The organism is Sorangium sp. So ce176, assembly GCF_051519835.1.
GTDB lineage: Bacteria > Myxococcota_A > Polyangia > Polyangiales > Polyangiaceae > Sorangium > Sorangium cellulosum_G.
This window is the reverse complement of sequence record NZ_CP150371.1, coordinates 3,564,782-3,585,824: the sequence shown is the minus strand read 5'-3', so window position 1 is coordinate 3,585,824 and position 21,043 is coordinate 3,564,782. Positions and strand designations below refer to the sequence as shown.

General features: G+C 74.7%; 8 protein-coding genes. 6 read left to right on the top strand and 2 right to left on the bottom strand.

All coding sequences use genetic code 11. The features are described 5' to 3' along the window. Window positions 1-244: 244 nt before the first annotated feature. On the bottom strand, window positions 245-4,738 hold the full coding sequence (locus WMF42_RS13595) for a DEAD/DEAH box helicase (RefSeq protein ID WP_437692314.1): 4,494 nt from the start codon (window positions 4,736-4,738) through the stop codon (window positions 245-247). A gap of 126 nt (window positions 4,739-4,864) precedes the next feature. Here WMF42_RS13595 and WMF42_RS13590 point away from each other — a divergent pair, with 126 nt between their 5' ends. Then, complete coding sequence (locus WMF42_RS13590; protein ID WP_061611394.1) at window positions 4,865-5,512, top strand: Uma2 family endonuclease; 648 nt, start codon at window positions 4,865-4,867, stop codon at window positions 5,510-5,512. 125 nt (window positions 5,513-5,637) lie between these two features. Then, entirely contained in the window at window positions 5,638-6,834 is a 1,197-nt protein-coding gene (locus WMF42_RS13585) for a serine/threonine-protein kinase (protein WP_437692312.1), read from the top strand. 16 nt (window positions 6,835-6,850) lie between these two features. Here WMF42_RS13585 and WMF42_RS13580 read toward each other — a convergent pair whose 3' ends face one another. Next, the gene (locus WMF42_RS13580) at window positions 6,851-10,720 is read right to left on the bottom strand and encodes a M36 family metallopeptidase (protein WP_437692310.1); all 3,870 of its coding nucleotides are present in this window, start codon (window positions 10,718-10,720) and stop codon (window positions 6,851-6,853) included. Window positions 10,721-11,111: 391 nt separating this feature from the next. On the opposite strand from WMF42_RS13580, the gene WMF42_RS13575 reads away from it, so the two are divergent. The 4 genes from WMF42_RS13575 to WMF42_RS13560 all read left to right on the top strand — a co-directional run bounded on the left by WMF42_RS13575 (window position 11,112) and on the right by WMF42_RS13560 (window position 20,929). Further along, window positions 11,112-11,870 (top strand): CDP-alcohol phosphatidyltransferase family protein, encoded by a 759-nt coding sequence (locus tag WMF42_RS13575; protein ID WP_437692308.1) that lies wholly within the window; start codon window positions 11,112-11,114, stop codon window positions 11,868-11,870. 223 nt (window positions 11,871-12,093) lie between these two features. Continuing rightward, window positions 12,094-15,993 carry an RHS repeat-associated core domain-containing protein gene (locus WMF42_RS13570; protein WP_437692306.1) on the top strand — a complete coding sequence of 1,300 codons (3,900 nt, stop codon included), beginning with the start codon at window positions 12,094-12,096 and terminating at the stop codon, window positions 15,991-15,993. Between the two features lie 23 nt (window positions 15,994-16,016). Continuing rightward, on the top strand, window positions 16,017-18,599 hold the full coding sequence (locus tag WMF42_RS13565; RefSeq protein ID WP_437692304.1) for a hypothetical protein: 2,583 nt from the start codon (window positions 16,017-16,019) through the stop codon (window positions 18,597-18,599). Between the two features lie 641 nt (window positions 18,600-19,240). Continuing rightward, window positions 19,241-20,929, top strand: coding sequence for a L,D-transpeptidase (locus tag WMF42_RS13560; protein WP_437692302.1), 1,689 nt, complete (start codon window positions 19,241-19,243; stop codon window positions 20,927-20,929). Window positions 20,930-21,043: the final 114 nt, after the last annotated feature.

Here is a 21,043-nt window from a genome sequence, read left to right as displayed (position 1 = left end):
ACGGACGCTGCCGGTCGACGCGGCCGAATCAGGTAGTATCCCTCGCAATTCTACCCCGAGCCGTGGCGCCCACATCGGAGCGAGAGTTCATCATCGAGCCGACGCGGCGACCCGCCAGAGCGCCTGGATGTCCAGTCACGCACCAGCGGCGCTCGCGAGCGCCTGGCGCAGCGCCAGGCGCCGTGACGAGCCCCTGTCCCGACCCTCCCGCGCGGCGCGCGCGCCCGCGGACGCGCCACGCGGCTCACACGGCGGCTCGCGAGAGCGCAGCGGGCACGCGCGCCCGCTCCGCCGGCGCGGCGGCGATCGGCGCGAGCGGCACCCCGTCGCGGTAGATGACCACGTTGCCGAGGCCGGCCGGGATGCGCGGCCCCGGCGTGACGATCCCGACCAGGTTGAGCGGATCGCACGCGGAGAGCTGGACGATCTCCCCGGACGGCGGCTCGCGGCGGACGGCGCGGAGCGCGTCGAGCGCCTCGGGCAGCGCGAAGTGCTCGCCCACGAAGCCGGCGATGAGGTGCCCGCCCCGGATCTCCCCCGCCATCTCGAGCCGGCGGTAGACGCGGAGGAGGTCGCGCCACGCGGGCGGCCGCGGCTCGCGCGCGAGCAGCTCGCGGCAGACAACGCCGTAGCGGCGGAGGTACTGGTGCGCGAGCGCCTCGACGACGTCGAGGCCGTCGCCCGCCTCGTCGACGGCGCCGGCGGCCAGGGGAGCGGACGCCTCCGGGCGCGGCCGCAGGAGCGACCACCTGCCCGACGCGACAGGGCCCGCCCGGCGCCCCCCGCCGCGCAGCCGCGCCGCGTCCGCGCCCCACGCGCCGGCCGGTCCGCCGCCGAGCAGCGAGCGCAGGGCGGCGAAGCCGTCGCCGGTCACGAGGCCGGCGGCGACGAGCTCCCAGAGCGCGTCCTCGACGTCGGCCCTGGAGCGGCCCGCGCCCGCGACGATGTCGTCGAAGAACGACGCGCCCGCGCGCGACAGGAACGACAGCACGCCCTGCGCCGGCTCGGCGAGCGACGCCGGCGGCGGCTCCCCTTCGCGCTCGCGCGGCGCGAGGAGCCACGGGAGATCGCGGCGCAGCGCCAGCGTGATCGGCGCCGCGCGCGTGGGCGCCGCCGCCTCGCGCGGGACCACGCGGCCCCACGCCACCTCGCCGGACAGGCAGAGCGCGTCGAGCAACGCCTCCTCGTAGCCGGCGACGCGCGCAGGCAGCACCTCCCGCTCCCACGCCCCGGCGGCGAGCTCGAAGCCCTGGAGCTGCTCGATCACGCGCCCGAGGCCCCCGGGCCCGCGCGCCTGGGTGCCCGGCCGCACGCCCTGCCACCCGAGGAGGAACCGGATGAGCTCGGCCGCGGTCGCCGGCTCGATCGCCTTGCGCAGCCCCGTGACAGTGCGGCGGTGGATGCGGGCGAGGAGGCGGCGGTCGCACCACTCGAGCGACAGATCGCCCGATCCCCCCGGCGCGCCGCCGACGTCCCGCGCGCCCGGCGCGTCCGCCTCGCCCGCGCCGCCGCGCGCCGCCCCCGCCGGCGCGGTCGACCGGAAGCGCCCGCGCAGCGCCCCGCCCGCGAGCTCGATCCGCGCGAGCGCCGACAGCGCCTCGTGCGCGGGCACGTCGAGCCGGCGCGCGAGCTCCCCGGTCGAGACAGGGCCCGCGGCGCTCAGGAAGCCGCGAACGAGGGCCGTGATCGCCGCGCCTCGATCGGCCCCGTCGGGCGCGCGCAGCGCGGGCGGCACGACGACATCGGGCGCGAACACGGCCTCCGGCCAGATCGCCTCGACCAGCGGCCGCCGCTCCGTCGCGACCCAGCGCGGCGCGCCCGGCGAGCCGCCGGCCATGCCGGCCGCGCCGCCCGCGTCCGCTGGCGCGCGCGCCTCCGCCGCCCTCCCGGCCGCGCAGAGCGCCTCGAAGAGCCGCGCGTGGCCGCTCCGGATCCCCTCGTCCGCGGGGAGCGCCACCCTGTCGAGCAGGAGCTCGTGCAGCTCGTCCGCGTCGCGCACGTCGGGCCGCGCCTCGGCGACCACCTCGGCGATGACCTCCGGATCGAGCCCGCCCAGCCGCTCGACGACCTCCGCCGGGAGCCCGCGGCGCACCCGGACGGCGCGGGCGCGCCGCTCCTCCAGCGGGGCGTCGTCGAGGAACGCGTAGGGGTTCGCGTTCAGGATCTCGTGCGAGAAGACGCTCGGCTCCGGCGTGTCGAGCGCGACGACCCGGATCGCGCCGCTCCGCAGACCGACGAGCAGCGCCCGCAGGCCCTCGACGTCCATCAGCTCGACCAGGCAGTCGCGCAGCGCCTCGCGGACGAGCGGGTGGTCCGGCGGGTCGATGTGCGCGCCGATCCCGTGGTTGTCCTGGCAGCCCTGCTGCTCGGGGAAGATCGAGAGCAAGAGGTCGTCGGCGCGCATGCGCTGGAGCGCCGGCGGGACCCGCCGCCCGCCCCGGAAGCGCAGCAGCGCGAGCGCGCGCGACGCGGCCCAGCGGAAGCGCGTGCGGAACATCGGGCCCTGGAGCGCCGCCTGGACGAGCACCTCCTCGAGGCCCTCGGGGCGGACGAGATCGAGCACCTCCTCGACCGGCAGCCCGTGCTCCGCCGAGAGCGAGAGCAGCACGCCGTCGTCGGTCGCCGCCGCCTGGAGCTCGAAGTCGAACGACCGGCAGAAGCGCTTGCGGAGCGCGAGCCCGAGCGCGCGGTTCACGCGGCCGCCGAGCGGCGTGTGCACGACGATCTGCTGCCCCCCCGCCTCGTCGAAGAAGCGCTCGACAACGACCGTCGCGCCGCCCGGGACCGCGCCGAGCGCCGCGCGCCCCGCCTCGATGTAGTCGCGCACGAGCAGCGCGCCGCGCGCGTCGAGCGCGCACGCCTCCATGAGCCACCGGGCCGCGATCGACAGCGCCGCGCGCGCCTCCTCGCCGCCGCCCTGGCCCCGCTGCGCGCCCTCGGCCCGCTCCTCCTCGAGGCGCGCGGCGACCTCGGCGCGGAGCGCGGCGACCTCGGCCGAGAGCTCCGGGGTGCGCGCCGGCGCCTCCCCCAGCCAGAACGGCACGGTGGGCGCGGCGCCGTGGGCGTCCTCGACCCACATCTGCGCGCCCTCGAGGCGGAGCACGCGCCACGATGTGTTGCCCAGCAGGAACACGTCGCCCGCGGACGACTCGATCGCGAAGTCTTCGTCGAGCGTGCCGACCTTGGTGCCGTCGGGCTGGAGCACCACGTCCACGGCCGCGATGTCCGGGATCGCGCCGCCCGAGGTGAGCGCCGCGAGCCGCGCGCCGCGCCGCCCGCGCAGGCGGCGGCCGATCGCGTCGCGGTAGACGAGCGAGCCGGCCCGCTGCCGCGCGCCCCGCGCGGCGGAGGCGCCCTCCTCCGCGGCGGACGCGGCGCCGCCGCACACCATCGCCACGACAGCGTCGAAGTCGCGGCGCGACAGGCCTTCGTACGGCGCGGCCCGGCGGACGAGGTCGTAGAGCCCGTCCTCGTCCCGCTCCTCGCACGCGCACGCGGCGATGATCTGCTGCGCCAGCACGTCGAGCGGCCCCTCGCGCGACGCCATCCGATCGAGCTCGCCGCGCCGCGCCGCGCGCACGATCGCCGCGCACTCGACGAGCTGGTCGCGCGTCAGCGGGAAGAGCCGCCCGCGCGGCGTCGCGGCGAGCGCGTGGCCCGAGCGGCCGATGCGCTGGAGCGCGACGTTGATCGACCGCGGCGAGCCCACGAGGCAGGCGAGATCGACCGCGCCCACGTCGATGCCGAGCTCGAGCGACGCTGTCGCGACGACGACGCGGAGCTCCCCCGCCTTGAGCCGCCGCTCGGCCGAGAGCCGCCGGGCCCGCGAGAGGCTGCCGTGGTGGGCCGCCACGACGTCCTCGCCGAGCCGCTCGGCGAGCGCGTGCGCGACCCGCTCGACGAGGCGGCGCGTGTTGACGAAGACCAGGGTCGACCGGGCCCCGGCCGAGAGCGCCGCGATGCGGTCGTAGATCTCGGCCCACTGCTCGTTCGTGCAGACGGCGCCGAGCTCGTCGCGGGGCACCTCGACGGCGAGGTCGAGGTCCCGCCGCTGCCCGACGTCGACGATCTCGGGCAGCTCGCGCGCGCCGGCGACGAGGCGCGCGGCGATCTCGATCGGGCGGACGGTGGCGCTGAGGCCGACGCGCTGCGGCCGGGCGCCGCCGCGGCTGACAACGAGGTCCTCGAGCCGCTCGAGCGACAGGGCGAGGTGGGCGCCGCGCTTGTCGCCGGCGATGGCGTGGACCTCGTCGAGGATCACGGTCCGCACGCCCGAGAGCGCGCGCCGCCCCGACTCGCTCGTGAGCAGGATGAACGCCGACTCCGGCGTGGTGACGAGCACGTGCGGCGGCCGGGCCGCCATGGCGCGCCGCTCCTGCGCGGGGCTGTCGCCCGTCCGCACGACGGCCCGGATGCCCGGCGCGGGCAGGCCCGCCTCCCTCATGGCCGCCGAGATCTCCGCGATCGGCTGCTCCAGGTTGCGGTGGACGTCGTGGGAGAGCGCCTTCAGGGGCGAGATGTAGAGGACGTCCGTGCGGTCCTCGAGGGCGCCCCGCGCCGCGTCGCGGACGAGCCGGTCGAGGCAGAAGAGGAACGCCGCGAGCGTCTTGCCGGCGCCGGTGGGCGCGCTGATCAGGGCGTCGCGGCCGGCGGCGATGACCGGCCAGGCGCGCTCCTGCGCGGGCGCGGGGGCGCCGAAGCGCCCGCGGAACCACCGGTCCACGACGGGGTGAAACATCCCGCCGAGGGTAGCCGGCGCGGCCGGGGGGAGGAAGCGGGAGGCGGAGAGTGCCGGGGCCGGCGGAGGGCCGGGGCGATGCCCTCGGGAGACCGAGGGCGGCGTGCTACGCTGGAGACCGTCGTGATGGTACAAGGCGCGGTCGAGATCGGGTACGGCGCGGCGAGCCAGGCGTCGGCCAGGCGAAGGCTGACCCTCGCCGACTGGGCCAGCCTGCCGGAAGACGAGCCGGGCGAGCTCGTCGATGGCTTTCTCGCGGAGGAAGAGGTGCCGGACGCGGTTCACGAGGTCATCGTGGCCTGGGTCATCGGGGTGCTCCGGAGCTGGCTGATCGCGCGGGGGGGGCTGGTGCTGGGCTCGGAAGCGAAGTTCGCCGTGGCCGCCTCCTCCGGCCGGAAGCCCGACGCCTCCGCGTACCTGCCCGGGAGCCGCACGCCGCCCCGTCGCGGCGTGATTCACGTCCCGCCCGACATCATGGTCGAGGTGATCTCTCCCTCGCCGCGCGACGCGCGCCGGGACCGCGTGGAGAAGCTGCACGAGTACGCGCGCTTCGGGGTGCGCTGGTACTGGCTCATCGACCCGCAGGCGGCGACGCTCGATCTCCTCGAGCTCGGCGCGGACGGCCGCTACGTGCACGCGCGCGCCGCGGCGGACGGCGTGGTCTCCGGCGTGCCCGGCCTCGAGGGGCTCGCGCTCGACCTCGACGCCCTGTGGAGCGAGGTCGAGCGGCTCGGCCCCGAGTCCGGCGAGGCGCCGCTCGTCGAGCAGCGCTGATCCGGCGAGGCGCCGCGCGTCGAGCAGCGCCCCGAGGGGGGTGCCGCGGCGCTCGAGCTCTGCCGTACCCTCGCATGCTCGTTGACCGCGTGCGGCGGCGCCGCTTCCATGGGCGCGAGGACCCCATGAGCAGCGACACCGCTTCACGACGCGTGGGGACCACGCTCCGCAACAAGTGGACGCTGGAGCGGCTGCTCGGCGCGGGCGGCATGGCCGCCGTCTACGTCGGCGTCCACCGGATCGGGCGCCGCGACGCGCTCAAGATCCTGCACCCCCAAGCGGCGAAGTCGAAGGAGATCTGCGACCGGTTCGAGCGCGAGGCGCAGGCAGCGAACCGCTTCCGCCACCCCGGCGCGGTCGAGATCCGCGACATCGACGTCGCCGAGGACGGCGCGCCGTTCCTGGTCATGGAGCTGCTCGAGGGCGAGTCGCTCTCCGAGCGCGAGCGCCGCCTCGGCGGCGTCCCGCTGGCCGAGGTGCTCCGCTTCACAGCGCAGGTGCTCGACACGCTCGGCGCGGCGCACGCGCAGGGGATCATCCACCGCGACATCAAGCCGGCCAACCTGTTCGTCGTCCGCGAGGACCCGGAGAGCACGCCCCCGCCCGGCGTCGGCCCGCGCATCAAGGTGCTCGATTTCGGGCTCGCGCGGATCCGCCAGGACTCCAGCCTCCAGGGCGAGCTCACGCGGATGGGCATCGTGCTCGGCACGACGCCGTACATGCCGCCGGAGCAGGCGAAGGGCCGCGACATCGACGCGCGCGCCGACCTGTTCGCGATCGGCGCCACGATGTTCCGCCTGATCGCCGGCCGCCACGTGCACGAGGCGAGCACCGATTTCGATCTCCTGCTGAAGATGGGCAAGGAGCCGGCGCCGCCCCTCGCGCAGCGCGCGCCGCGCACGCCGCGCGACGTGTGCCTCGTCGTCGACCGCGCGCTCGCTTTCGACCGCGACCAGCGCTACCCCGACGCGCGCCACATGCTCGAGGACGTGCGCGCCCTCCTGCGCGGGGCTCCGCCCCCGTACGCGTCGCGGTTCGCGCGCGCGATCGATCCGGACGCGATCACGCTGCACGGGCAGCAGGCGCCCGCCGGCCCCGGCGAGGAGGCCGGGCCCGCCACGGTCCGCGCGAGCCCGGCGAGCAGCCCGACCGTCGTCGACGCCATCGACGTCGACTGGAGCGAGGAGCCGCCCGCGAGCGTGGACGCTGTCACGACCGAGTGGACGGGCCCGGCGAGCGCGAAGGAGGACTCGATCGCCGTCGAATGGAGCGAGGAGCCGCCGGACGCGGGCGCGCCCGGCTCTCACCCCGCGCGGCGCTGAGCGCCTCGGCCGCCGATCAGGCGACCCCGCGGCGCCGCCGCCGCGCGCCCATCAGCGCCATGGCGAGGAGCGCGGCCATCGGCGCCGCGGTCGTCGGCGCCGTCGTCGGGCCGCCGGCGACCTCGCAGCCGCAGCCGTCGTCGTCGCCGGACGGCGCGGGGTTGTCGGTCGGCACGTCGGCGCCGCCGCTGCCGCCGGCCCCGCCCTCGCCGCCGGTGCCCTCGCCGCCGGTGCCCTCGCCGCCGGCGCCGCCGACGCCGCCGCCCTCGCCGCCGGCGCCGCCCTCGCCCACGGGCGGCTCACCGCACCCGGGCGCGTCGGCGACGAGCGCGCCGAACGGCTCGTTGGTGATGCCGCGGACCTCGATGTCGTCGATCTCCCAGCCGAAATCGCCCGCGTAGGCGTCGGTGCCGATGCGGAAGCGGACCTTCACTGTCTTCCCCGCGAACGCCGTGCCGAGGTCCAGCGTCACCTGCTCCGGCGCCGGCCAGCCCTCGTTGGCGCCGACGAAGCCCTCGCGGCCGGCGAGCGGGTTCACCGACGGCTCGTCGACCGTGTTGCCGATCGGCCCGCCGTACCCGGGATCGGCGTACGTCGCGACGTCGTTCCACGTCGCGCCGTCGTCGTCGCTGATCTCGATGAGCCCGCCGTCCCAGTGGATCGCCGCCGCGGCGTCCGTCGCCGGCGTGATCTCGAACGAGTAGCGGTGGCTGAAGGTGATCACGAGCGGCTCGGTCGCGCCGACCGTGAGCGGCGGCGAGACGAGCTGCGTGTCGGAAAGGCTCGGGAAATCGATGCCGCGCCACGCGTGGTTCGTCAGGTCGGTCTTCTCGCGCGACCAGACCGAGCCCGCCTCCTCGCCGTTCTTCGCCCAGACGGGCACCTCGCTCTCGACCGACTCGACGTTCGACGAGCCCGGCGCGTCGTCGATGTTGAGGCGCGCCCCGGCGACGCCGACGACCTCCGTCTCGCACGCCCGCGGGGCGGTGACCTCCACGCGGAGCTCCAGCGTCTCGATCCCGGCCACGGCCTCGTCCACGTCGACCTGGATCTCGACGGTCCGTGTCCCGTACGGGGGGATCTCGGGCAACACGACAGCGGTCCCGTCCGGGAACGACACGCGCTCGTTCGTCGAGGAGACAGTCGCCGCGGCGCCGCGGAGCGGGACCGGGCCCGCGTTCCGCACCTCGAGCGTCACCGTGCCGCGCTCGCCGGCGTCGAGGAAGCCGTCGTCGTCGCACGAGCGCACGCCGTCGTTCGGCTGCCCCAGCGAGACAGCGCCCCGCGGCGTCAGGTCGAAGCCCTCGACAACGCCGACGAGATCGTCCGAGCTGCGCGGCGCGGACTCGGCGCACGTCCCCGCGCCGCGCCGCGCGAAGCCGTTCGCGAGCGCGAGCATGTCGCCCTCGCTGCGCGCGTACGCCGCCGCGAGCAGGGCGTCGCGCTGCTCGGTGTACGTCGCGTCCGTCGGCGCGAGCTTCATCCCCGCGACAACGAGGTCCGACATGAGCCGCCGCGCCTCCTCGTACGAGTAGACGCGGCTGCCGTCCTCCTCGCGCGTGAGCAGCCCGACGTAGGCCTCGAACATCATGAGCGCCCAGATCTCGCCGGCGTTGTGGACCTCGGAGTTCTTCGGCCCGCCGCCCTCGATCATCGGGTGCTCCGGGAGCGCCACGCCATCGGAGATGTGCTTGAACGTGAGCCCGTTCTTCGCGAAGTCGACCGTGTACGGCGCCCGGCGGCCGCCGAAGTAGCCGCTGTCGCCGCTATCCTCCGACGCGTAGATCGAGGTCGCGAAGGTGCCGCCGAGATCGTCGCCCTCGCGGAGCGCCATGTGCAGGGCGAGGAAGTCGCCCCAGCCCTCGCTCTGCGCGCTGCACTGCGCGGTGCCGCACTGGGTCAGGCGCCGGTGGAGGAAGTGCCCCCACTCGTGGGCGGTGACTGTGTTGTCGATCGTGCCGTCGCGCACGAGCCCGAGGACGCGCTCCATCGAGGCCGTGACCGGCCCCTCGAGGACCGCGGCCTTGAGGCTGCTCCCGTCCTCGAACGAGGTGGAGAGCACCGGGATGCTCACCACGGCGTCCTCGGGCGCGCCGTTCCCCAGCGCCGGCGCGGGCACGCCGGGCGCGTTGTTGGCGATGAGCAGGGCGACCGCGCCCGCCGCCTCGGCGTTCACGGCCTTCTGCTTGAAGGTGCAGCCGCCCCGATCGACGAGCAGGATCTTGCCCGCGACGTTGTGGAGCGGCGCCTCGCACCCGTCGCGCGTTCCATCCACCGCGTCATCCGGGTTCGGGTCGGTGCCGTCGTCGACCAGCGCGACCTCGGCGGTGAGGTTGAAGTTGCCGGGCCCGAACGAGGCCGTGGCGGTGTTCAGGCTGGCGCCGCCGGGCGCGATCGTCAGCGAGCGCCGGACATCCTGGCTGTTCCAGAGGTACATCTGCATCCGCGGCGAGGCGCCGTCGGACATCGCTGTCATGTTCGCGTTGTTGCGCGGCGACTCCGTCGTGAGGGCGCCGTCCTGCGCCTCGGCGAGCATCGGGTCGCCGCCGAGGCCCCCGCGGCCCATGTTGTCCTGCTGGGCGTTGCCGGCGGCCTCGGTGAAGCCGGAGTCGTAGTACCAGTCGTGCAGCCAGTTGTTCACGTAGAAGAGCTGGGTCACGGCGCCCATCGTCTGCGCCTCGCTCGACAGCGGCTCGAGCAAGGGGTCGTAGACGTGGTCGAACGTCCTGTCCGCGGTCGTGACCGCCCGGATGTCGCCGTTCGAGTAGCCGTCCGGGTCGTTGTGGTCCGCGTACGCGTCCACGTTGTTGCCGCGGGTCTGGACGGCGCTCTCCGGCAGCCACGGATCGACGCCGCCGTCCGGGCTCCTGTTGAACCCTTCCATCGAGACGAGCGGCGCCGGGACGAACGCCGGCTGCGACCCGTCCGGCGCGCCGGTCGGGTGCGGCACGAAGTCGGCCTGGGGGCCGTCGAGGGGCCGGCTGTTCCCGGTTGTCTCGGCCCAGACGCGGTAGTTGAACGCGTCGTTCTCGACAAGGTCGCGGCGGTAGAGGACGCGGCCGTCGTCGGCCGCGATCACGTAGTCGTAGGCGTCCGAGGAGACGGACTTGACCTTCCCCGAGATGAACTCGACGAAGTACGCCGGCACCAGCCGGTCCGGCATGGGGAACTGGACCATCTTCACGCGGGCCGGCTCGACCAGGTGGAGGCCCGCGGCTCGGAGCGCGCTCGTCGGCGCGAGGTCGAGGGCGTGGTAGTCGCCGGTGCGGCGCTGGGTGTCGACGATGCCGCCCGGCCCGGGGTGGATCCCGTAGAGGTCCTGGAGCGCGGTGGCGAGCGCCTGGGCCGGCGCGAGGCGGAACGCGCGGCGGATCGATCTCGCCTTCGCGGGCACGGCGGCCGGGTGGAGGTTGCCGGAGATGGCGACGAGCTCGAGGTTCTGGCGCATGAGCACCTTCACGTCGGTCTGGAACACGTCGGCGCCGTCGACGCGCTGGCGCAGGGTGACGATGACGGGCCCCTGGCCGAGGTCGTGGACGTGGACCACCCGCGCCGTCTCCAGCGCGGCCCTGGACAGGCCGTAGGCCCCCGCGAACCGGCTCAGGTGGAGCCGGGCGGCGGCCTCCGGCCTGACGCCCGCGGCGACGGCGGGCGCGTCCCCCTGCGCCGCCCAGAGGAAGCTCGGGACGCCGCGCTGCTCGTCGACGGCCGTGACGATCCCGCCGGCGCGCGCGGCGGCCGCGGCGCGCGGATCTGCCGGGGCGATCGCCGCCTTCGGCGCGAGCAGGTACGCGTTGACGTCGGGCCGCTTGCCGGGCTGCGCGTGCGCGAGCGGGCCTGCGAAGAGCGCCAGCGAGAGCGTGAGACCGCGAATGGAACGCTTCATCCGATCTTCTCCGTGCGCGACGCGCGACTGAACAGCGGGGATGCCGCCGGATTGCTTCGTTCCCGGGGGAACGGCTCAATGAATGAGGAACTGTGATAAACGTTCTCGTCGCACGAGGGAAGCCGCTCAGCGGCTCGCGCCGTGGCCTTGCCTCGGGCCAAAACGGTCACGACGGGAACGCGCACCGACGGCGGACGAGCTCTGCGCTACCTCGGTGAAGCTCCGGCGAAACACCTTTGTGCTGCGCGCGTCCCGCCGCGATGCCGATTCGAAGGGCGCAGCCCCATGGGAACAGCCCTGGTCCGCGCGGCGCCTCCGCCCCGCGACGGCCACGTGCCCAACCGGATTTCTCGCGCGCGGCGCGGGCGCGCGGCACTAGGATGCGCCCCGCATGCTCGGAGAAGCGAAGCAGATCTACCTGGCCACGCGGAAGAAGCACGATCAGCTCTTCAACACGTACCTGATGCGTCCGCTCGCCGGCGGCGTCGTCGCGCTGCTCGCGCGGACCGCGATCACGCCGAACCAGGTCACGCTGCTCAACCTCGCCGTGTTCGTGGTGGCGGCCGCGCTGCTCGTCGCGCTGCCCACGGCGGCGGGGGGCCTCGCCGCGATCGCTGTGCTCGAGCTGAGCTACCTGCTCGACTGCGCCGACGGGATGCTCGCGCGCCACAAGCAGCTCGCGTCGAAGGAGGGCCACCTCTTCGACTTCTTCACGGACGAGCTCAAGGCGGTGCTCCTCTCGGGCGCCCTCTCGGTGCGCTTCTTCCGCGGCGGCGGGCTCGGCCTCGACGCGACGCTCTGGCCCGCCGGCGACCCGCGCTTCCTGCTCGCCGGCGTCGTCGGCGTCGCGGTGATCGCCTCGGCCATCTCGCTGACGAACTTCGTCCGCCGCCCGGAGATCAGCGGCAAGGAGACGTCCGTCTCCGCCTACTACGAGACCGCCACCGAGGAGCGCCCCCTGTCGCCCGTCGCCCGGGCGGCGGGGCTCGTGACGACGTTCCTGCGCTTCCTGAACCACTACCCGAGCCACATCTGGGCGTTCGCGCTCGCGGACCGGCTCGACGTGTTCTTCTGGATCTACGTGGCCATCAACCTCCTCTACCTGGCGAGGGGCTGGCTCGGGCTGCTCCTTAGGTTCGGTCGGCCCTAGCGCGGGGAGCCCCTGGCGCGGTGCTCGATCGAGAGCGCGGCTCCCGTCGCGACGCGCGCGTCGCAGGAGCGAGCCGGCGAGAGCCCGCGCGGGCGGGCGATGTCGCTGCGCCGGCGAGGACGGGATAGCGGCTGACCACCGCGTGATCTGCGCATGCCGCGCGCCGGGGGCGCGCTTGACAGCGCGGAGCCCGTGATGCCTGCTGGCGGGCGGAGGTGCTCTCATGGCGCGCACGGCACCGGTGCCCAACATCCCTGCGATCCCCGGCATGAACCCCGGCGTGTTCGTGATGGGCGGCGGGGGCGCCGGCGGAGGCAGCGGAGGGCGCGGCGGAAAGGGGTCGAAGAACGCGCAGGGCGCCGACGGGAAGAACGGCGGCAAGGACGCCGAGGGCGGCGGCAAGAACGCCTGCGGCACGCCGGGGAAGGACGGCGGCGGCTGCCCCCGGCACCACGGCGGCAGCCGCAGCGGCGCGGCCTCGCACGGAGATCCCATCGATGTCGTCACCGGGCGCGTCTTCACGACGCCGGTCGTCGACCTCGAGCTGCCCGGGCCGATGCCGCTCGAGCTCGCGCGCTCTTACGCGACGTCGAGCCGCGACCGGGACGTCGGCCTCGGCCACGGCTGGACGCACACGTTCGCCTGGGAAGTGGAGCTGCGCCGCAGCGGCGCCGTCGTCTGGACCGAGGACGGCCTCGACGTGGCCTTCGGGGCCGTCGAGCGGGGCGCGGGCGTCCTCGGGCCCCACGGGTGGGTGCTGCATCGCCACGGGGAAGGGTTCGCGCTCGACGTGCCCGACGGCACGCGGAGGACCTTCGAGCCCGACCTGGACGATCCGACGCGACGGCGCTTCCGCCTCGCGGCCGTGGAGGACCGCGCAGGGAACCGGATCCAGCTCGTCCACGACAAGGCGGCCCTGTCGCGCATCGTCGACTGCGTGGGGCGCACCGTCCGCGTGGTGGCCACGCGGGAGGGGCGCATCGCCGCCATCGAGGTCGTCTGCCCCTCGGGGCGGATCGTGCGCGCCGCGCGCTATGACTACGACAAGGCCGGGCGCCTCGTCCGGGTCACCGACGCGGACGGGCACGCTACCTCGTACGCCTATGACGACGATCACCGGCTCGTCTCGTATCGGCTGCCCACCGGGCTCGTCTTTCACTTCCGTTACGATGAGGCAGGGCGCGGCGTCGAGACGTGGGGCGAGCACGAGAGCGGCTTCGACCCTTGCCTCGCGGACGACCTGCCCGAGCTGCTGATGGACGGCTCCACGAAGGCCAGGGGCATTCATCACGTCAAGGTCGACTATGGCCCTCATGGCTACAGCGAGGTCGTCGACGCGGCGTGTGTCTTCAGGAACTTTGGCAACGAGCACGGCAAGGTCGACAAGGCCGTCGCCAACGGGCGCGTCTTCTCCAGGACCTATGACGCGCGCGGACACCTCACCTCGTACACCGATGCGCTGGGCGCGACAACGCGGTGGGAGCGCGACTTCTTTGGCAACGAGACGCGCGTCATCGACGCGCTCGGCCGGGAGACGCGCGTGGAGCGGCTCCCGAACGGCGACATCACGCGGATCATCGACGCCGACGGCGGCGAGACGCAGATCAGCTTCGGCCCGAACGCGCTCTTGCTCAAGGATCCCACGGGCGCGCTGTTCGAGGTGCGGTACGACGCGCGCGGGCTCCCTATCGAGGCGGTCGCGCCCAACGGGCGGCGGCGGATCTATCGCTACGACGATCACGGCAACGCCGTCGAGGCGTCGGACGGGCGCAGCGCGCTGTGGCAGGCGACGTACGACGAGCTGGGGCGCTGCACCTCGCTGCGCGACGAGGAGGGCGCGATCACCCGTTACGCGTACAGCGACAAGGGGCTCGTCCTCGCCATCGAGGCGCCGGGCGGGCTCACCTCGACGTTCGCGTACGACGGGCTCGGCAACCTGGTCGAGGCGACCGACCCCGGCGGCCGTCGGACGGTCCTCGTGCGCGGGGGGACCGGCTCGCTCGCCGAGGCGCGGCTGCCCGACGGGACCACCATCCGGTTGCGCTACGATCGCAAAGAGCGGCTGATCCGCGTGCACAACGCGCGCGGAGAGACCTACGCTGTCGAGCTCGGACCGACCGGCGTCAAGCGGCGCGAGCGCACGTTCGATGGGCGCGAGCTCCGCTACGAGCACGATCTCGCGGACCGCGTCGTGCGCGTCACGCTGCCTGACGGGGACGAGGTCCTCCTCGAGCGCGACCTCCTCGGGCGCATCATGAAGCGAACGCGATCCGACGGATCCGAGGAGCTGTTCGAGTACGACGCCCGCGACGACATCATCGCCGCCGAGACCGCGGCCGGGAGGGTGGAGTTCACGCGCAACGCCGCGGGATGGATCACCAAGGAGAGGCAGATCGTCGACGGCGCGACGTTCGAGGTCACCGTCGATCACGATGTCGTCGGCATGCCGGTGCGCCACCGGACGTCGCTCGGCCACACCGCGGAGTGGCGTCGCGACTATGAAGGGCGGAGCTTCAAGCTGCTGCTCGACGGGGCCGACGAGACGGAGGTGCGGCTCGACGCCTCCGGGCGCGAGATCGAGCGGATCCTGTCGCACGGCGGGCGCGTGCTGTTCGGCCATGATCCAGCGGGCAGGCTCGTGGAGAAGCGCGTCACCGCGCCGCACCTCGCGAGGGCAGCGGGCCCAGGCGAGCCCGGCTGGGTGGGAGCGCGGGATCCTGCGGTGACCGTTCACCAGCGGCTCGAGTACAACGCGTCGTCCGAGCTCTCGACGCTGTGGGACGCGCGGCGCGGCACGACGCGGTACAGCTACGACGCGCTCGGGCAGATCCTCGCGGCCGTGCCCGACGGCGCCCGCGGCGAGCTCTTCGCCTACGACGCGACCGGCAACATCCATGAAGCCGGCGACACCTCGGCGCCGCGCGAGTACGGCCCCGGGAACCTGATGCTGCGCGCCGGGGGGACGACGTTTGCCTGGGATGATCGCGGCAGGCTCACCGAGCGGCGCGGGCACGCCGAGGGCGGCGAGCGCCTCACCTCCTATGCGTGGACGAAGGCGGGCACGCTCTCCAGGGTGACGCTGGGCGATGGAACCGTCGTCGAGTTTGCTTACGATGCCTTCGCGCGGCGGCTCAAGAAGGAGGTTTACCGGACGACCCCCGAGGGCGGCCGCGAGCTGCTCCGGCGCACGCGCTTTCACTGGTGCGGAGACACCCTGCTGCACGAGGTCACGGAGGCGGGCGGCGTCCAATTCGAGCGCCGGTATCACTTCGATGACGGCGGCGAGCCGCTGGCACACCGAGAGATCCTGCACCAGGGCGGCAAGCGGAGCGAGGGCGCCTGGGTGTACTACGTGAACGACCTGGCCGGCTTCCCCGAGCGGCTGGTCGACGGCGGCGGCCGCGTCCTCGGCGAGCTCGGAAGGACTGTGTGGGGCGCCACCGCGATGCAGGAGGGCGGGACGGCTGCGACGCCGATACGGTTCCTGGGTCAATACGCCGACGCGGAGACCGGGCTCTTCTACAACCGGTACCGGTACTACGACCCGCAGATGGGCCGGTACATCTCGCCGGATCCGCTGGAGCTGCTCGGCGGCCTCAACGTCTTCGCGTATGCCAGGAACAGCCCGTTCTTCTTCGGGGATCCTCACGGGCTCGTCTACACGCGCATCGTCGACAACAGCACGGATCCCGCCACGGTCCTCGCCGAGGGCTACAACATCGACGAGGCCCGCGGGAAGCCGCCCGAGCGAGGCGGGCAGATCCCGCAGACCTTCACCAACAAACCGTGCGCCGAGACGCAGGCACTCCAGCGCATGAAGAACGACATCACCGGGCAGATCCAGGACGAGCAGAGGGTCGCGAAGGCGAGAGGGAACAAGAAGCAGCCGTTCAAGCCGATGACCCCGAACGAGGTCGATGCCGAGGCGAACCGCCGGCTCAGGGCCAGGTTCGACGATCCGAACGTCTCGATCGAGACGTTCCAGGAGAAAGGGGGGCCGCGCGTCGACCCCTGTGACTCCTGTGGCCAGATGATCGCGGACCTCCAGATCGGCCACGCGGTGGTCGGCGCCAAGGGCAAGCGCGGGCAGTACGGCACGTACCGCAAACCCAGGGGCTATTGAGCGGTACGGAGCGGGAGACGGCGATGGATCACGGCTTCTTCGGGCGCAGCCAATCCGCAGCCTTCGACGCGATCTGCGCCTGGCATCGCGAAGATCGCGCCGGCGCCTGCGTCGTGTACGGGCCGGCCGGCGCCGGCAAGGGCACGGTGATCGACCGCTTCTTCGGCTCGCTCGATGGGTCCGGCGCGCAGCGCGTCCTCGTCCGCGCGGGCCGGGGTTCCGGTGCGCCGTTCGAGCACGACGTGCTGGCGCGGCTCGCGGCCGGCCTGTGGCCCGACGACGCGCCGCACGCCGAGGATCGCCAGGGGCTCTGCGAGCTCCTCGTGAACGAGGTCGCGAGCCGGGACGTCGAGCAGGGCGAGCCGGCGCTCCTCATCGGTCTTGTCGGGCCGGACGCGTGCGCCGACTGGCCCGAGGATCGCGCGCTGTCGGTGCTCGGCGAGCTCGGCCCCTCCGCGCGCGTGCTGGTCTCTGTCACCGGTCCCAGAGAGGCGGCCGAGCGGTGGGCAGAGCGGCTCGCCCTTGGCACGGACAGCGCTGCCTGGGTGCCTCTGAGCGGCTTCCGGCTGGACGAGATCGACGCCCCCTGGCGCGATCGGCTCGCCTGGGCGGCGATCGACGGCCCGGGGCCGCGCGCGACCGTGGAGGCGGCGGCCGGCGCGCTCCGCGAGCGCGGGGCGGCGCGGCTGGAGGCGCTGCTGTCGACCGTCGCGCGCGCGTTCGCGCCGCTCGATCTCGGCGACGCGGCGGCGCTCCTCGGCGCGGACGAGGCCGAGCTCGCCGCCGCGCTCGGCGAGCACCGCGCCGTGATCGATCCGGTGCTCGCCTGGGGCGAGCGGTGGAGCGCGCTCCGGTTCCGGCACGAGGCCCTGCGCGCGGCCTGGGTAGCCGCGAGCCAGGACGGCGCCGCCCTCTGCGAGCGGCGGTTCGTCGAGGCCGCCCGGGCGCTGCTGGGCGCGCGCGCCCGGGCGGGCGGTCGTCCCCCGGAGGGCCGCGCCGCCGCCTATCTCCGCCGGTACGCCGGCGATCACCTGCGCGCGTCGTCGCCGCGCGTGCCGCACGCGGATCTCGTCGCGCTCTGCGATCCGCGCTGGGCGTGGCCGTCCTCGCTCGAGGACCTCGCCGCGCGCCGCGCCGAGCTGCGGCGCCTCCGGCGCTCGGCCGCCGCGCCGCTCGAGGTCTCCGGCGCGGGTGATGCCCTGGCCGCGCCGGTGCCCGACCTCGTCCGCGTCGCGCTCGCGCAAGGCGCGCTCGGGACGCTGCTCCGCGCGTGGGGGCCCGGAGACGCCGGCCCCGGCGACGTGGCGCGCGGGGACGCCGAGCGGGCGCTCGCCGTCGCGCTCCTCGCGCTCTCGGCGCACGCCTCGGAGCCATCCAGGGAGGAGATCGCCGCGAAGGCGCGCGCCTTCGTGCGGCAGCGCGGGGCCGCATGGCGCAACGAGCCATGGCGCGACGCGCAGGCGCTGCTCGCGGCGGCGCGCGCCAGCTCGGACGACGACGCGGCGACGTTCGCGCGCTGGGCGGTATCGGCCACGTCGCGCGACGAGCAAGGCCCCAGCCTGCCCCTGTGGCTCACGGCGGCCCGGTACCTCCCGCCGTCCGAGGCCGAGGCGCTTGTCGCGGAGGCCATCGAGCGCGCGCGCTCGACCCCGCGACCCGGCCACGCGCTCGCGCAGCTCGCCGCGGCGCCCGGGCTGGACGCCGGCCAGGCGCGCTCGCTGCTTCGCGCGGCGATGGCGCTCCCCTCCGGGTCGCGCGCCAACGCGCTGGCGCCGCTCGTGCGAGCGCTGCCCGGCGACGAGCGGGACCGCGGCGTGTCGGCGCTCTTCGGCGCCTTCGTCGACGGCGCGAGCGCGGTCGGCGAGCCGGTCGACTACCCCTCATGCACCGAGGCGCTGGCCCCCTTCCTCGGGTTGCCCGAGCTCTTGAAGCTGCTGGACGACCCGATGACCGGCATGGGCGCGGCGCTCGCCGTGCGGCTGGCGGAGCTCGGCGAGACGGCGCGCGCGCTCGACGTCGTCGAACAGCTCTGCGGCGGCGGGGTCCACGGCGCGAGCCCGCTGCTGCGCGCCGCCGCCACCGAGCGCGGGCGTCCGCTCACCGGCGCGGCGCGCGAGGCGGTGGCGTCTCTCCGGCCGGCGTGGGTCGCCGCCGCGCTGGTGGCCGACCATGCGGCCCCGGCGATCGAGGTGCTGGGGCTCGACGCCGCGATCGAGATCGCCGAGCGCGGAGGCTCGGGGCACGCGGTCGTCGCGGCCCTCGCGGCGCTCTGCTGCGCTGCCCCCGCGCCGTCGCGGCCGTCGCTCGCCGCCCGCGCCGTCGCGGCGTACCGCGACAGCGGGGACACGGACGGGCTGGAGAGCTTGATCCGCTGCGCTGCCTGGATGTCGCTCCATGACGCGGCGTGGCTGCTCGCCAGGAGCCTCGGCGACGCCGCCGGCTCGGTCACGCTGGCGTCGACGCTGGGCGGCTGGGGAGGCGTGGAGATGCTCGCGCCGCTCGTGGCACGGCTCGGCGGCGACGGCGCGCTCGTCGCCGCGGCGGACGCCCTGCGCGAGGCGAACGAGTGGCTCGCGTGGATGGAGTCCACCGGCGGGCGATCCTGACGCGTCGCCCCCCGCGCGGCAGGTCGCGACCTGCCCCCGCCCCCTCGCGAGGGGGGTCGGGTCGATCCGAAACCGAACCGGAGGGCCTCCGGAGCCCGCCCCGGCACGTCGCGACATGCCCCCACCCCCTCGCGAGGGGGGTCGGGTCGATCCGAAACCGACCCGGAGGCCTCCGGAGCCCGCTCCGGCACGTCGCGACATGCCCCCACCCCCTCGCGAGGGGGGTCGGGTCGATCCGAGACCGAGCCGGAGGGCCTCCGGAGCCCGCTCCGGCACGTCGCGACATGCCCCCGCCCCCTCGCGAGGGGGGTGCGGCCGGTTCGGGACCCTGCCGGCGGGCCTCCGGAGCCTGCCCGCGGGGAGCGCCTCGGGTGCTCGAGGCCGTCGTTCCCCCCAGCGCACGCCGCGCTCGATCGTCATCGCTCACGGCGGGGCAGGTGCGATGTTCGATCGAAGGCCTGCCGGCGACGGAGGCGCGTGGCCTTCGCGCGCCTTTGAACCGGCGCGGGCCTTCACGATCCCCTGCGCCGCGCCGGCGCCAGGGCGGGCTGGAAGCGCTGGCGCTGGCGTGCGCTGACGCCGCCACAGGCCCGCCGAAAACTGGCCTGCCTCCCCCACCTGTGCATTACGGTCGCCCTGCCATGGACACGCCGCCCCGATCGCGCGCCGCAGCCACGCTCGCGGCGAGCCGCCGTGCCTTCGCGCTCCTCGCCCTCGCCGCGCTCCTCCCGGGGTGCGGCCAGTCCGGGAGCGCCCCCGACGCGCCGAGCGAGCCCCCGGGCCCCGGCGATGGCCAGAAGCCCGCGGCCGCCGCGCCCTCCGCCGCCGCCTCGGCGCCCCCCGCCTCCCCTGCCCCCGCCGAGGACGAGCCGCCGCCCGGCCAGCCCGTGGGCCCGCCCATCGTCGCGCTGAGCGGCGTCGCCACCCCGCCCGCGCCGCCCCCGGAGGGCAGCCCGCGGCTCGCCAGCATCTCGATGCTCACCCGCGTCTACGCCCGGCCCAGCACCGACGCGAAGCGCGTCGGCTTCCTCCGCGCCGGCGCGATCGTGGAGATGGACCCCGAGCCCGCCGGCACCGCCGGCTGCCCCGGGGGCTTCCGCAAGATCAAGCCGTTCGGCTACGTGTGCCTCGGCCCCGACGCGACGCTCGACCTCGATCACGAGATCGTCCGCGCCGCGTCCCGCCGCCCCGACGTCACCCACAAGCTCCCGTACATGTACGGCGTCGTGACCCGCGGCGGCCCCGCCTACGCGCGCATCCCCACCGAGGACGACGTCGCGCGCCACGAGCCGAGCCTCAAGAAGCACCTCGACCGCTGGGCCAAGGACGAGAAGAGCGGCGCCACCTACGGCCTCGACGTGTGGCTCAAGTGGCATACCGAACCCGCCCCGACCGCGCTCGACGCGCTCGCGCAGCGCGTCACCGATCGCGACATCCCCTGGTTCCTGCGCGACGGCCGGCGCGCCCCCAACCTCTCCGGCCTCATCAAGACCGACGACGCCGTGAAGATCGACGAGGTCTCGCGGCGCAACGGCATGGCCTTCATCGAGTCGTTCCTCCACGAGGGCCGGCGCTACAACGTCACCACCGACCTGCGCGTCGTCCCGGCCGACCGCTTCCGCCCCATCCGCGGCTCCGACTTCCACGGCGTCGAGATCGGCAAGGACATCGACTTCCCGTTCGCGCTCGTGCGCCGCGCCGGCGGCAAGCGCTGGCGCGTCGAGGGCAAGAAGCTCGTCGAGGGCGGAGAGCTCGAGTGGCGCTCGGCCGTGCCGCTGACAGGCAAGCAGCAGTTCTTCGGCGGCAAGCTGCACTACGAGACGAAGGACGGCGACTGGGTCGACGACCGCCACGCCGGCCGCATCGACCCGGCGAAGAAGATGCCCGCGTGGGGCAAGAACGGCGAGAAGTGGCTCGACGTCAGCCTCACGAAGCAGGTGCTCGTCGCCTACGAGGGCACGAAGCCCGTCTACGCCACGCTGATCTCCAGCGGCGAGGCGGGGCTCGAAGATCACGAGTCCAGCACCGCGACAAAGCGCGGGATATTCCGTATCCACACGAAGTACATCTCCATCACCATGGACTCGGACGCCGTCGGCGAGGAGTTCGAGCTGCGCGACGTCCCCTACGTGCAGTACTTCGAGGAAGGGTACGCGCTGCACGGCGCCTACTGGCACGACAAGTTCGGCCGGCCCAAGAGCCACGGTTGCATCAACCTGTCTCCGGAGGACGCGCGCCGGCTCTTCTTCTGGACCGAGCCCGCCGTCCCGCCGGGCTGGCACGGCGCGGCGCGCTCGCTCACCGGAACGGTCGTGTTCGTACACCCCTGATCCACCCGCCGCCGCGAGCGTCAAGCGCCCGCGGCCCTGCGGCGGACGCGTCCGTACGAGGGCGCACGCTGCAGGAGCGGGACGGATCGATCGCAGGTCACACTTCGCGCGACT